Source organism: Streptococcus sp. 27098_8_22, from assembly GCF_041432415.1.
Lineage (GTDB): Bacteria > Bacillota > Bacilli > Lactobacillales > Streptococcaceae > Streptococcus > Streptococcus pseudopneumoniae_M.
The window spans coordinates 684,586-696,909 of sequence record NZ_JAPVZP010000001.1 but is presented as its reverse complement, the minus strand read 5'-3'; the positions used below and the strand labels follow the sequence as shown (position 1 = coordinate 696,909).

General features: G+C 41.5%; 16 protein-coding genes. 15 read left to right on the top strand and 1 reads right to left on the bottom strand.

Annotated elements, in window-relative coordinates; genetic code table 11:
* Nucleotides 1-39 precede the first annotated feature (39 nt).
* Complete coding sequence (gene sstT, locus O3633_RS03350; RefSeq protein ID WP_371620377.1) at nucleotides 40-1,245, bottom strand: serine/threonine transporter SstT; 1,206 nt, start codon at nucleotides 1,243-1,245, stop codon at nucleotides 40-42.
* 151 nt (nucleotides 1,246-1,396) lie between these two features.
* On the opposite strand from sstT, the gene O3633_RS03345 reads away from it, so the two are divergent.
* From O3633_RS03345 to gmk, 15 genes are all read left to right on the top strand, one after another.
* A complete protein-coding gene (locus O3633_RS03345; protein ID WP_371620376.1) occupies nucleotides 1,397-1,963 on the top strand; it encodes a mechanosensitive ion channel family protein in 567 nt (188 codons plus the stop codon).
* A 51-nt stretch (nucleotides 1,964-2,014) separates the two neighbouring features.
* A complete protein-coding gene (locus O3633_RS03340; RefSeq protein WP_371620375.1) occupies nucleotides 2,015-2,920 on the top strand; it encodes a magnesium transporter CorA family protein in 906 nt (301 codons plus the stop codon).
* A gap of 16 nt (nucleotides 2,921-2,936) precedes the next feature.
* Entirely contained in the window at nucleotides 2,937-3,464 is a 528-nt protein-coding gene (locus tag O3633_RS03335) for a YqeG family HAD IIIA-type phosphatase (protein WP_049529952.1), read from the top strand.
* 2 nt (nucleotides 3,465-3,466) lie between these two features.
* Nucleotides 3,467-4,573, top strand: a complete 1,107-nt coding sequence (gene yqeH / locus O3633_RS03330; RefSeq protein ID WP_371620374.1) for a ribosome biogenesis GTPase YqeH — start codon at nucleotides 3,467-3,469, stop codon at nucleotides 4,571-4,573.
* 83 nt (nucleotides 4,574-4,656) lie between these two features.
* The gene (yhbY, locus tag O3633_RS03325) at nucleotides 4,657-4,968 is read left to right on the top strand and encodes a ribosome assembly RNA-binding protein YhbY (RefSeq protein WP_000060171.1); all 312 of its coding nucleotides are present in this window, start codon (nucleotides 4,657-4,659) and stop codon (nucleotides 4,966-4,968) included.
* A 51-nt stretch (nucleotides 4,969-5,019) separates the two neighbouring features.
* The gene (locus O3633_RS03320) at nucleotides 5,020-5,649 is read left to right on the top strand and encodes a nicotinate-nucleotide adenylyltransferase (protein ID WP_049529954.1); all 630 of its coding nucleotides are present in this window, start codon (nucleotides 5,020-5,022) and stop codon (nucleotides 5,647-5,649) included.
* Entirely contained in the window at nucleotides 5,649-6,242 is a 594-nt protein-coding gene (gene yqeK / locus O3633_RS03315; protein WP_371620373.1) for a bis(5'-nucleosyl)-tetraphosphatase (symmetrical) YqeK, read from the top strand. Before O3633_RS03320 ends, yqeK begins: the two co-directional genes overlap by 1 nt.
* On the top strand, nucleotides 6,243-6,743 hold the full coding sequence (locus O3633_RS03310) for a cysteine hydrolase family protein (protein ID WP_371620372.1): 501 nt from the start codon (nucleotides 6,243-6,245) through the stop codon (nucleotides 6,741-6,743).
* An 11-nt stretch (nucleotides 6,744-6,754) separates the two neighbouring features.
* Nucleotides 6,755-7,108, top strand: a complete 354-nt coding sequence (gene rsfS / locus O3633_RS03305; protein ID WP_049503418.1) for a ribosome silencing factor — start codon at nucleotides 6,755-6,757, stop codon at nucleotides 7,106-7,108.
* Between the two features lie 110 nt (nucleotides 7,109-7,218).
* Nucleotides 7,219-7,959: a methyltransferase domain-containing protein gene (locus tag O3633_RS03300; RefSeq protein WP_049530001.1), complete on the top strand. Its 741-nt coding sequence runs from the start codon at nucleotides 7,219-7,221 to the stop codon at nucleotides 7,957-7,959.
* Between the two features lie 9 nt (nucleotides 7,960-7,968).
* Nucleotides 7,969-9,066 (top strand): nucleotidyltransferase, encoded by a 1,098-nt coding sequence (locus O3633_RS03295; RefSeq protein WP_049529958.1) that lies wholly within the window; start codon nucleotides 7,969-7,971, stop codon nucleotides 9,064-9,066.
* A gap of 131 nt (nucleotides 9,067-9,197) precedes the next feature.
* On the top strand, nucleotides 9,198-9,452 hold the full coding sequence (locus O3633_RS03290) for a type II toxin-antitoxin system Phd/YefM family antitoxin (RefSeq protein WP_186822552.1): 255 nt from the start codon (nucleotides 9,198-9,200) through the stop codon (nucleotides 9,450-9,452).
* A gap of 3 nt (nucleotides 9,453-9,455) precedes the next feature.
* Nucleotides 9,456-9,710 (top strand): Txe/YoeB family addiction module toxin, encoded by a 255-nt coding sequence (locus O3633_RS03285; RefSeq protein ID WP_049492101.1) that lies wholly within the window; start codon nucleotides 9,456-9,458, stop codon nucleotides 9,708-9,710.
* Between the two features lie 213 nt (nucleotides 9,711-9,923).
* A complete protein-coding gene (locus tag O3633_RS03280) occupies nucleotides 9,924-11,537 on the top strand; it encodes a ribonuclease Y (RefSeq protein WP_049529959.1) in 1,614 nt (537 codons plus the stop codon).
* Nucleotides 11,538-11,673: 136 nt separating this feature from the next.
* Nucleotides 11,674-12,300: a guanylate kinase gene (gmk, locus tag O3633_RS03275; RefSeq protein ID WP_000775049.1), complete on the top strand. Its 627-nt coding sequence runs from the start codon at nucleotides 11,674-11,676 to the stop codon at nucleotides 12,298-12,300.
* The last annotated feature ends 24 nt before the right edge of the window (nucleotides 12,301-12,324 follow it).

Below are 12,324 nucleotides of genomic sequence, written 5' to 3'. Positions count from 1 at the left end.
GAAACCAGACAAAACAAGCCCTAAAAAGGCTTGTCTAGATTATTTTTTGTGAGCAGAGGAAAATTCTGCTACTGCTGTAAAGAGGACATCTGTTGAAGAGTTGAGGGCTGTTTCGCAAGAGTCTTGAATAACACCAATAACGAAACCAACACCCACAACCTGCATAGCAATATCGTTGGTAATCCCAAAGAGACTACAGGCAACTGGGATAAGTAGGAGTGAACCTCCGGCGATTCCTGAAGCACCGCAGGCAGAGATGGCTGCAACGATACTGAGTACAAAGGCTGTTGCAAAATCAACTGAGATTCCTAGAGTATTGACAGCTGCTAGGGTTAAGATGTTGATGGTAACAGCAGCTCCAGCCATATTGATGGTTGATCCCAAGGGGATTGAGACAGAATAGGTATCTGGATTAAGACCTAGATCCTCACAGAGTTTCATATTAACAGGGATATTAGCAGCGGAACTTCGGGTGAAAAAGGCTGTAACGCCACTGATACGCAAGCATTTCCACACCAAGGGATATGGATTTTTCTTGATAAAGAGAAAAGCAATCAGAGGATTGATCACTAGGGCAACGAAAACCATAGTGGCAATCAAAAGTCCGAGTAGGATTCCGTAATTTGCTAAACTAGCGATACCTTGGTCTGAGATGGTTTTGAAGACCAAGCCCAGGATACCAAAGGGCGCAAGGTTGATGATCCATTCGACGATTTTTGAAGTCACACTGGCCATTGTTTTGAGTAGCTCCTTGCTATTTTTGCTAGCTTCTCGCATGGCAATCCCAAAGACGATAGCCCAAGATAAAATTCCGATATAGTTAGCTTCGATGATGGCATTGACAGGATTATCTACTATTTTTAGCAGAAGATTGCTGAGCACTTGTCCGATACCGTCTGGAGGAGTAACTTCTGTGCTAGCGCTACTCAAGACCATCTGAACAGGGAAGAGAAAACTAGCCAAAACTGCTACAAGAGCCGCAGCAAAAGTTCCCAGCAAATAGAGGAAAATGACTCTTTTCATATTGCTATCTTGGCCTTTTTGGTGTTGGGAAAGGGCGTTAGCGACTAAAGCAAAAACCAGGATAGGAGCGATAGCTTTTAGTCCTCCTACAAATAAATCTCCCAATAAACCAATGCCAGTTAGATTAGGAAAGAGTAGACCTAGAATTGCTCCCAAGACCATTCCGATTCCGATACGTTTGATCAAATTTGTTTTGTTCCAAGCACGAATGATTCTTTTCATAGAGGTCTCCTTTTTTGTGTATTGTTTATGATTATAGTATAAATATGCTTGAAAAGCAAGTGAGTTATAAGTTTCATTGGAATTAATGAATATTTATGAAAAGGATGGCTGGGAAGGATTTATGGTATAATGGATAGAAAAGGAGTTTTATATGCAAGAATTTTTTCAACGTTATTTGGATAAATTAGATCTAACAACTGTATTAGAGAATCTCTTGACTAAGGTGATTTCTCTTCTACTTCTTATCCTTCTATTTTATATAGCTAAAAAGTTCCTCCATGTTGCTGTACGAAAGATTGTTAAACCTTCACTTAAGTTTTCAAATCGAGATGCAGGTAGACAGAAGACTATTTCTCGTTTGCTTGAAAATATTTTCAACTACACACTTTATTTCTTCTTGATTTACTGTATCTTGTCTATTTTAGGTTTGCCTGTTTCTAGCTTGCTTGCAGGTGCGGGGATTGCTGGGGTGGCTATCGGTATGGGGGCACAAGGCTTCCTGTCAGACGTCATCAACGGCTTCTTTATTCTCTTTGAACGTCAGTTGGACGTTGGAGACGAGGTTGTTTTGACCAATGGGCCTATTACTGTATCGGGAAAAGTAGTTAGTGTCGGAATTCGAACGACTCAACTGAGAAGTGATGACCAAGCCCTCCACTTTGTTCCTAACCGCAATATCACCGTCGTTAGCAATTTTTCAAGAAAAGAAGAGAACTGAAATTTTACTTGATTTATGGTACAATAGAAGGAGTTTGGTAAAGGAGAAACGATGTTTTTAGATAAGCAGTTAGGAAATGGTTGTACCTGGATTAATCTAGATGTGGAAATCATCAAAAATCTCGAAGACCTATCAAAAATCTATGGATTGGATAAAGAAACTATCGAATATGCGCTGGATAGAAACGAACGAGCCCACATGGATTATAATCGTGAAAACGGGACAGTCACCTTCATTTACAACGTTCTTGACTTAGAAAGGGACAAGGAATACTATGAAGCCATTCCTATGACTTTTATCGTTGAAAAACAACGAATGATTACCATCAGCAACCATAAGAATGCTTATGTCATTGATCAGATGTTAGCTTATCTGGATAGCCATGAAATTATTTCAATTTACAAGTTTCTCTTTGCTGGTTTAGAGATTATCAGTAACGCTTATTATCCTGTCATTGAAGAGATGGATAAAAGTAAGGACGAAATTAGTGCCTTGCTACGTCAAACCACAACAAAGAAAAATCTCTTCGCCCTCTCTGACTTGGAGACTGGTATGGTTTACTTAACAGCAGCGGCAAAACAAAATCGACTCCTCTTGGAACATATCCAGGGCCATGCTCTTTATCGGAGATTTAATGATGTTGAACGAGAGCAGTTTGATGATGCAATGATTGAAGCCCATCAGTTGGTGTCTATGACAGACTTGATTTCTCAAGTCTTGCAACAACTCTCTGCTTCTTACAACAACATCCTAAACAATAACCTGAATGATAGTTTGACAATTTTGACTATTATCTCCGTCTTACTAGCAGTACTTGCGGTTATTACAGGTTTCTTCGGAATGAATGTTCCTCTACCATTTACAGAAGAGCCAAATGCTTGGATTTATATCTTAATGGCTAGCTTGATTTTATGGGCAGCCTTATCTCAATGGCTGAAGAAAATTACTAGAAAATAAAAGAAAAGGAGCCAAAATGGTGATTGAAAACTACATGCCAGACTTTGCTGTAGAAGCAGTTTATGATTTGACAGTCCAAAGCCTGCAAGAGCAGGGGATCAAGGCTGTTTTGGTTGATTTGGATAATACCCTGATTGCTTGGAATAATCCAGATGGAACGGTAGAGATGAAGCAATGGTTGCATGATCTGCGCGATGCTGGGATACGTATCATTGTGGTATCTAACAATACTCCCAAACGTGTCAAACGAGCAGTTGAAAAATTTGACATTGACTATGTTTACTGGGCACTGAAGCCCTTTACTTTAGGAATTAACCGTGCCATGAAACATTTCCACTATGAAAAAGACCAAGTGGTCATGGTAGGCGACCAGCTGATGACGGATATTCGAGCAGCCCATCGAGCAGGTATTCGTTCGATTTTGGTTAAACCCTTGGTTCAGCACGACTCTATTAAGACTCAGATTAACCGAGCGCGTGAGCGTCGTGTGATGAGAAAAATCGCTGAAAAGTACGGACCGATTACATATAAAAAAGGAATCTAATTATGGAAGAAATTCTCTGTATTGGTTGTGGAGCAATCATTCAGACGGAAGATAAGACTGGTTTAGGTTTTACACCTCAGTCAGCACTTGAAAAAGGTTTGGAAACTGGAGAAGTTTATTGCCAGCGTTGTTTCCGTCTTCGTCACTACAATGAAATCACTGATGTTCAGTTAACGGATGATGATTTCCTCAAACTCTTGCACGAGGTTGGAGATAGCGATGCCTTGGTAGTAAATGTCATTGATATCTTTGACTTCAATGGTTCTGTCATCCCAGGTTTGCCACGTTTTGTATCGGGTAATGATGTGCTCTTGGTTGGAAATAAAAAAGACATCCTTCCTAAGTCTGTTAAGCCTGGTAAAATTAGCCAATGGCTCATGGAACGTGCCCATGAGGAGGGTCTTCGTCCAGTTGATGTCGTCCTAACTTCTGCACAAAATAAGCATGCCATTAAGGAAGTCATTGACAAAATCGAGCATTACCGTAAGGGACGCGATGTCTATGTCGTTGGGGTAACCAACGTTGGAAAATCAACTCTAATCAATGCCATTATCCAAGAAATCACGGGCGACCAGAATGTCATTACGACGTCACGCTTCCCAGGGACAACCTTGGATAAGATTGAAATTCCGCTTGATGATGGTTCTTATATCTATGATACACCAGGAATTATCCACCGTCACCAGATGGCCCACTACTTGACGGCCAAAAACCTCAAGTATGTCAGCCCTAAAAAGGAAATCAAACCTAAAACTTATCAGCTCAATCCTGAACAAACCCTGTTTTTAGGTGGACTCGGACGCTTTGACTTCATTGCAGGAGAAAAGCAAGGTTTCACAGCCTTCTTTGACAATGAACTCAAACTTCATCGTACCAAGCTAGAAGGGGCTAGCGCTTTTTACGACAAGCACCTTGGAACCCTCCTTACACCACCAAATAACAAGGAAAAAGAAGACTTTCCAAAACTAGTCCAACATGTCTTTACTATCAAGGATAAGACAGACCTAGTCATCTCAGGACTAGGCTGGATTCGTGTAACAGGCACCGCCAAAGTCGCCGTCTGGGCCCCAGAAGGCGTCGCCGTCGTCACACGAAAAGCAATTATTTAAACACAGAAAGGAAAGAGTTGTCTTTATAAAGGTGAGCATTACGAGCCCAGAAAAGTATAAAAAGAAACTCTCTTAAATGAATTATGTCATTAACATCGAAACAACGTGCCTTCCTCAACAGCCAGGCACACACCCTCAAACCCATCATCCAAATCGGGAAAAATGGACTCAACGACCAAATCAAAACCAGCGTTCGTCAGGCACTTGATGCTCGCGAATTGATCAAGGTTACTCTCTTGCAAAACACAGATGAAAATATCCACGAAGTAGCTGAAATCTTAGAAGAAGAAATAGGTGTGGATACAGTCCAAAAAATCGGACGTATCTTGATTTTGTATAAACAATCAAGCAAGAAAGAAAATCGCAAGATTTCTAAAAAAGTCAAAGAAATTTAAGAATGACACTCCAAAAAACTGTTTTTACAGAAAAGTAAAGGAGATTAACCTATGGCAATCGAATTATTAACTCCCTTTACCAAAGTGGAGTTAGAGCCAGAAATCAAGGATAAAAAACGCAAGCAAGTTGGAATCTTAGGGGGGAATTTTAACCCTGTTCACAACGCCCACCTTATCGTGGCAGACCAAGTCCGCCAGCAGTTGGGATTGGATCAGGTCTTGCTCATGCCCGAATATCAACCACCTCACGTAGATAAAAAGGAAACCATTCCTGAACACCACCGTCTCAAAATGCTTGAATTGGCAATTGACGGAATCGAAGGTTTAGCTATTGAGACTATTGAGCTAGAGCGCAAGGGCATTTCCTACACCTACGACACCATGAAGATTTTGACAGAGCAACATCCAGATACGGATTATTATTTCATTATCGGAGCTGACATGGTGGACTATCTGCCTAAGTGGTATCGAATTGACGACCTGGTTGACATGGTTCAGTTTGTAGGAGTTCAGCGCCCACGTTACAAGGCAGGGACTTCTTATCCCGTTATCTGGGTGGATGTGCCTCTCATGGATATTTCATCTAGTATGGTGCGTGATTTCATCGCCCAAGGACGCACACCCAACTTTCTCCTACCCAAACCAGTGCTAGACTATATCGAGAAAGAAGGGCTTTACTGATGGCATACCAAGACTACATCAACTGTTCCCGTGAAGAATTGTTGGAAAAAATGGCAGAGCTCCTACCTGAAAAACGTCTAACCCATTGTCTGGGTGTAGAGCGTGCAGCCATAGAATTGGCTCAGCGCTTTGGTGTGGATGTTGAGAAGGCAGGTCTAGCAGGGCTACTTCATGATTATGCTAAAAAACTATCAGATCAAGAGTTTCTAGACTTGATTGATCGATATCAACTAGATCCAGACCTTAAAAACTGGGGCAATAATGTCTGGCATGGTATGGTCGGCATTTACAAAATTCAGGAAGATTTGAACTTGCAAGATCCTGAAATTTTACGGGCTATCGAAATTCATACAGTCGGAGCAAGTCAGATGACAGACCTTGATAAGGTTATCTACGTCGCAGACTATATCGAGCACAATCGTGCCTTTCCAGGTGTGGACCAGGCACGTGAGATTGCTGAGCAATCGCTCAATAAGGCTGTGGCCTACGAAACAGCTCGTACTGTGGAGCATTTAGCTCACCAGGGTTTTCCCATCTATCCCCAAACCCTTGAAACCTATAACGCCTTTGTGCACTATTTGAAAGAGGATTAAATGAAGACGGCTTTTATCATTATTGATGTACAAAATATTTTAGTGGAAACGGGGTTTCAGACAAAAGGTCTATTGGAAAAAATTTCTTATTTACAAAACCAAGCTAGAAGTAAGAATATCGAAATTATCTATGTTCAACATATTGAGAACCCTGAAGCCCAAACATCAGAAGATTGGCAGTTATCTGCGCTTTTAAATCGAAAACCTGATGAAATGGTCTTTCAGAAGAAGTATAATAGTATTTTCAAAGAAACTGGCTTAAAAGAATACTTGGATAAACAGGGGATTAAAAAATTAGTTTTATGTGGTATGCAGACAGAATATTGTGTGGATACCTCTGTCAAGGTTGCTTTTGAATATGGCTATAAGCTTATTATTCCAGAAGGAACTTGCACAACGTTTGATGGGGATGACATTCCAGCTGAAACGATAAATGAATTTTATGAGGACATTTGGGAGGATCGCTTTGCAGATGTCCTAGATTGTAAAAATATTTTTTAAAAGAGGATTAAATGAACGAAAAAGAATTACTAGAACTAGTCGTGAAAGCGGCTGATGAGAAACGTGCAGAGGATATCCTCGCACTTGATGTACAAGATTTGACTAGCGTGACTGACTACTTTGTCATCACTAGTTCTATGAATAGTCGTCAGTTGGATGCTATCGCTGACAATATCCGTGAAAAAGTAGCTGAAGCTGGCTTTAAAGGTAGCCATGTTGAAGGCGATGCAGCTGGAGGCTGGGTACTACTAGACCTCGGTGGTGTCGTAGTGCATATCTTCTCAGAAGAAATGCGTGCCCACTATAACCTCGAAAAACTATGGCATGAGGCAAATTCTGTAGACATTTCAGAAGCCTTAGCATAGAAGATGAACTCAGTTGTAATCAACTGGGTTTTATTTGCTTATGTTAGAAGAAAATTGTTAGAAAGGTAAGGGCTAGTGGTGTTTACCATGGGGCTCTTGGTATCATGATTATGGCAACTTATGAAACCTTTGCGGCTGTTTACGATGCTGTGATGGATGATAGTTTATACGATAAATGGACGGATTTTTCTCTACGTCATTTGCCTAAAACCAAGGACAGAAAGAAACTATTGGAGCTTGCTTGCGGGACAGGGATCCAGTCTGTGCGCTTTTCTCAAGCTGGTTTTGATGTGACTGGACTTGATTTGAGTGCGGATATGTTGAAGATTGCCGAAAAGAGAGCGGCTTCAGCCAAGCAAAAGATTGATTTCATTGAAGGCAACATGCTGGATTTGTCCAAGGCTGGTAAATACGACTTTGTCACTTGTTATTCGGACTCTATCTGTTATATGCAGGATGAGGTGGAAGTCGGGGATGTCTTTAAGGAAGTTTATAATGCCCTCAATGAAAATGGTATCTTTATCTTTGATGTGCATTCGACTTACCAGACAGATGAGGTCTTCCCAGGCTATTCCTACCATGAAAACGCCGAAGACTTTGCCATGCTGTGGGATACCTATGAGGACGATGCTCCTCACTCCATCGTGCATGAACTGACCTTCTTTGTCAAGGAGGCAGATGGTTCCTTTAGCCGTCATGATGAGGTACATGAGGAACGGACTTACGAGGTCTTGACCTATGATATTTTGCTGGAGCAGGCTGGTTTCAAGTCCTTCAAACTCTTTGCGGACTTTGAAGACAAGGAGCCAACAGAAACCAGTACCCGTTGGTTTTTCGTTGCTCAGAAGTAGGAGATTTCCATGACCATTACAGGTATTATCGCGGAGTTCAATCCCTTTCATAATGGCCACAAATACCTACTGGAACAGGCAGAGGGACTGAAAATCGTTGTCATGTCTGGGAATTTCATGCAGCGTGGGGAGCCTGCTATCGTGGATAAGTGGACACGGGCTCAGATGGCGCTGGAAAATGGGGCGGACTTAGTGGTAGAATTGCCCTTTTTAGTTAGTGTCCAAGCAGCAGATTTTTTCGGTCAGGGTGCAGTGGCTATCTTGGTTCGTTTGGGGATTAACACTCTTGCTTTCGGGACAGAGGAAGTTCTGGATTACCAGAAAATTGCTGACTTATACACAGAGAAAGGTGCTGAGATGGAGAAATTTGTGGATAATTTACCTGACTCTCTCTCCTACCCTCAGAAAACGCAAGCTATGTGGAAGGAATTTGCAGGTCTTGATTTTTCAGGCAATACGCCCAATCATGTCCTTGCTCTCGCTTATGCCAAGGCGGTTGCAGGACGAAACATCAGACTTCATCCGATTCAGCGTCAAGGAGCCGGCTATCATTCTGTGAACAAGGATGTAGACTTTGCCTCGGCCACAGCTCTCCGTCAGCACCAAAGTGATAAAGATTTCTTAGAACGCTTTATGCCTTCTCTTGCCCTTTTTGAAAATGCTAGTAAGGTGAGCTGGGAAGATTATTTTCCGCTTTTACGCTATCAAATCTTGTCAAATCCAGAACTAACTACTATCTATCAGGTTAATCAAGAGATGGCTGTGCGCATTAAGGAAGCCATCAAAACAGCCCAGTCTGTAGAAGAATTGGTTGAGTTAGTGGCGACCAAACGCTACACCAAGGCCCGTGTCAGACGCCTCTTGACCTATACCTTGGTGCAGGCCAGAGAAAGTGGCCTGCCAGAAGGTATTCACATCCTTGGTTTTACCGAAAAAGGCAGACAACACCTTAAAGCTCTCAAGGAGCAGGTCAATCTCGTCAGCCGAATCGGTAAAGAACCTTGGGATGCTATGACTCAAAAGGCAGACCAAATTTATCAACTGGGACATCCAAGTATAGAAGAGCAGAATTTCGGCAGAGTACCCAATAGAATAGAATCAAACTAAGTCTACTGAAAGGTAGGCTTTTTGAGATTTTTTCGAATAAATAGATAGAAAAGAAAAAACTTGTACAAGTTCCTGACAATTTCTTTCTTTTTGTGTATAATAGTGGAAAAGAGGTAAAACGAGGTATGGTTATGGAAGCAGTTCTTTACTCAACATTCCGAAATCATTTGAAGGATTATATGAAGAAGGTAAACGATGAGTTTGAGCCTTTGACGGTGGTCAATAAAAATCCTGACGAGGACATTGTAGTCCTTTCAAAGAGCGAGTGGGATAGTATTCAAGAAACTTTGAGAATTGCTCAGAATAAGGAGCTTTCTGACAAGGTCTTGCGAGGAATGTCCCAAGTTCGTGCGGGACACACTCAGGTGCATGTGATTGAGGAATGATGGATGCTACTCAAGTTTACAGAGGATGCCTGGGCAGATTATTGCTATTGGCAAAACCAAGATAAGAAAACATTAAAAAGAATCAACAAACTAATTAAGGATATTCAACGTGATCCATTTACAGGAATTGGTAAACCAGAACCACTCAAATATGACTACCAAGGAGCCTGGTCACGGCGTATTGACGCAGAAAATCGCTTGATTTACATGATGGATGGAGATAGCATCGCTTTCTTGTCCTTTAAGGATCATTATTAAGTCTACTGAAAGGTAGACTTTTTAACTTTTTTTGAAAAAAATCTTTAAAAATTTAATAAGGGAGAACAGCCTATTTTATTAGGAAAAATAAGGATTTTTAGCCTTGAAATGACCAAAACATCTTCCATTTAAGGTTTGTTAAAAATGATTTTTTATGGTAGAATGTATAAGAATGCATATCATTCGGATAAACAAATAAATTGAGGTAAAAACATGGAAATTATGGCGATTGTTATCGTTGTTTTTGCCGTCATCATTGGTTTAGTCATTGGATATGTCAGCATCTCAGTCAAGATGAAATCATCACAAGAGGCTGCAGAGCTGATGCTTTTAAATGCTGAACAAGAAGCAACTAATTTACGAGGACAAGCTGAGCGCGAAGCGGATTTATTACTCAATGAAGCTAAGAGCGAAAGCAAGTCTCTTAAAAAAGAAGCACTATTGGAGGCCAAAGAAGAAGCCAGAAAATACCGTGAAGAAGTGGACGCTGAATTTAAATCAGAACGTCAAGAACTCAAGCAAATCGAAAGTCGTTTGACCGAACGTGCTAGCAGTCTTGATCGTAAAGATGACAATTTGACGAACAAAGAAAAAACACTTGAACAAAAAGAACAAAGTATTTCTGATAGAGCAAAAAACCTTGATGTACGTGAAGAGCAACTAGAAGAAATTGAGAAACAAAAGCAAGCTGAACTAGAGCGTGTCGGAAGTCTGACTCAGTCGGAAGCAAAAGACATTATCTTAGCCCAGACAGAGGAAAACTTGACTAAGGAAATTGCTAGTCGCATTCGTGAGGCTGAGCAAGAAGTTAAGGAACGTTCAGACAAATTGGCTAAGGATATCTTGTCTCAAGCCATGCAGAGAATTGCTGGTGAGTATGTGGCTGAGTCTACCAACTCTACGGTTCATCTGCCTGATGATACGATGAAAGGTCGTATCATTGGTCGTGAAGGACGTAATATCCGTACTTTTGAAAGTTTGACAGGGGTTGATGTCATCATTGATGATACGCCAGAAGTGGTAACCTTGTCAGGTTTTGATCCTATCCGTCGCGAGATTGCCCGTATGACTATGGAAACCTTGCTTAAGGATGGACGTATTCACCCAGCTCGTATCGAAGAGTTGGTTGAGAAAAATCGTCAAGAGATTGATAACAAGATTCGTGAATATGGTGAAGCTGCAGCCTATGAAATTGGTGCACCGAACCTTCACCCTGACTTGATGAAGATCATGGGTCGCTTGCAGTTCCGTACTTCATACGGACAAAATGTCTTGCACCACTCGATTGAAGTGGCTAAGTTGGCTGGTATCATGGCTAGCGAACTTGGTGAAAATGCTACCCTTGCTCGTCGCGCGGGATTCCTTCACGATATTGGGAAAGCCATTGACCGTGAGGTGGAAGGTAGCCACGTTGAGATTGGTACGGAATTGGCTCGCAAGTACAAGGAACACCCAGTTGTGGTGAATACTATTGCCAGTCACCACGGAGATGTAGAGCCTGAAAGTGTGATCGCAGTCATCGTTGCTGCAGCGGATGCCTTAAGCGCAGCCCGTCCAGGAGCTCGTAGTGAATCGCTTGAAAGCTACATCAAACGTCTCCATGATTTAGAGGAAATCGCTAATAGCTTTGAAGGAGTTCAAAATAGCTTTGCCCTTCAAGCAGGTCGTGAAATCCGAATCATGGTAAATCCAGGTCAAATCAAGGACGACAAGGTCACAATCTTAGCTCACAAAGTTCGTGAGAAAATTGAAAGCAACCTCGATTACCCAGGAAATATCAAGGTAACCGTGATTCGTGAACTTCGTGCAGTTGATTATGCAAAATAAATAAGAAAGAGCAGTTGAAAAATTACTGCTTTTTTGTTACACTAGATAGAAAGATTGTAGTAAGCAGAAATGCCTTCACAAAGAGAATTCTGAATGAATTTCCAAGGCATTTCACAAACTATCCAAAGGAGACATAATGGCAGACCGTGGCTTACTAATCGTTTTTTCAGGTCCTTCAGGAGTTGGAAAAGGAACGGTTAGACGAGAAATTTTTGAGAGTTCTGAAAATCAATTCCAATATTCTGTATCTATGACAACACGGGCTCAACGTCCAGGTGAAGTAGACGGAGTTGACTATTTCTTCCGTACGCGTGAAGAATTTGAAGAATTGATCCGTCAAGGGCAGATGTTAGAGTATGCAGAGTATGTAGGCAACTACTACGGAACTCCTCTGACCTATGTCAACGAAACACTTGATAAGGGAATCGATGTCTTTCTTGAAATTGAAGTGCAGGGAGCTCTCCAGGTCAAGAAAAAAGTGCCAGATGCTGTCTTTATCTTTTTGACACCACCAGATTTGGAAGAATTGCAAGACCGTCTCGTAGGCCGTGGTACCGATAGTGCAGAAGTGATTGCCCAGCGTATCGAAAAAGCTAAGGAAGAAATTGCTTTGATGCGTGAGTATGACTACGCTATTGTAAATGATCATGTTCCTCTTGCAGCAGAACGTGTGAAACGTGTCATTGAAGCTGAACATTTCCGTGTAGACCGCGTGATTGGTCATTATCAGGATATGCTACCAAAGTCTCCGACTATTCGATAAACTATAGAAAATAGGTACAAACAA

Coding starts and splice junctions, on each gene's coding strand:
- sstT (WP_371620377.1), bottom strand. CDS start 1,245: ATGAAAAGAATCATTCGTGCTTGGAACAAAACAAATTTGATCAAACGT.
- O3633_RS03345 (WP_371620376.1), top strand. CDS start 1,397: ATGCAAGAATTTTTTCAACGTTATTTGGATAAATTAGATCTAACAACT.
- O3633_RS03340 (WP_371620375.1), top strand. CDS start 2,015: ATGTTTTTAGATAAGCAGTTAGGAAATGGTTGTACCTGGATTAATCTA.
- O3633_RS03335 (WP_049529952.1), top strand. CDS start 2,937: ATGGTGATTGAAAACTACATGCCAGACTTTGCTGTAGAAGCAGTTTAT.
- yqeH (WP_371620374.1), top strand. CDS start 3,467: ATGGAAGAAATTCTCTGTATTGGTTGTGGAGCAATCATTCAGACGGAA.
- yhbY (WP_000060171.1), top strand. CDS start 4,657: ATGTCATTAACATCGAAACAACGTGCCTTCCTCAACAGCCAGGCACAC.
- O3633_RS03320 (WP_049529954.1), top strand. CDS start 5,020: ATGGCAATCGAATTATTAACTCCCTTTACCAAAGTGGAGTTAGAGCCA.
- yqeK (WP_371620373.1), top strand. CDS start 5,649: ATGGCATACCAAGACTACATCAACTGTTCCCGTGAAGAATTGTTGGAA.
- O3633_RS03310 (WP_371620372.1), top strand. CDS start 6,243: ATGAAGACGGCTTTTATCATTATTGATGTACAAAATATTTTAGTGGAA.
- rsfS (WP_049503418.1), top strand. CDS start 6,755: ATGAACGAAAAAGAATTACTAGAACTAGTCGTGAAAGCGGCTGATGAG.
- O3633_RS03300 (WP_049530001.1), top strand. CDS start 7,219: ATGGCAACTTATGAAACCTTTGCGGCTGTTTACGATGCTGTGATGGAT.
- O3633_RS03295 (WP_049529958.1), top strand. CDS start 7,969: ATGACCATTACAGGTATTATCGCGGAGTTCAATCCCTTTCATAATGGC.
- O3633_RS03290 (WP_186822552.1), top strand. CDS start 9,198: ATGGAAGCAGTTCTTTACTCAACATTCCGAAATCATTTGAAGGATTAT.
- O3633_RS03285 (WP_049492101.1), top strand. CDS start 9,456: ATGCTACTCAAGTTTACAGAGGATGCCTGGGCAGATTATTGCTATTGG.
- O3633_RS03280 (WP_049529959.1), top strand. CDS start 9,924: ATGGAAATTATGGCGATTGTTATCGTTGTTTTTGCCGTCATCATTGGT.
- gmk (WP_000775049.1), top strand. CDS start 11,674: ATGGCAGACCGTGGCTTACTAATCGTTTTTTCAGGTCCTTCAGGAGTT.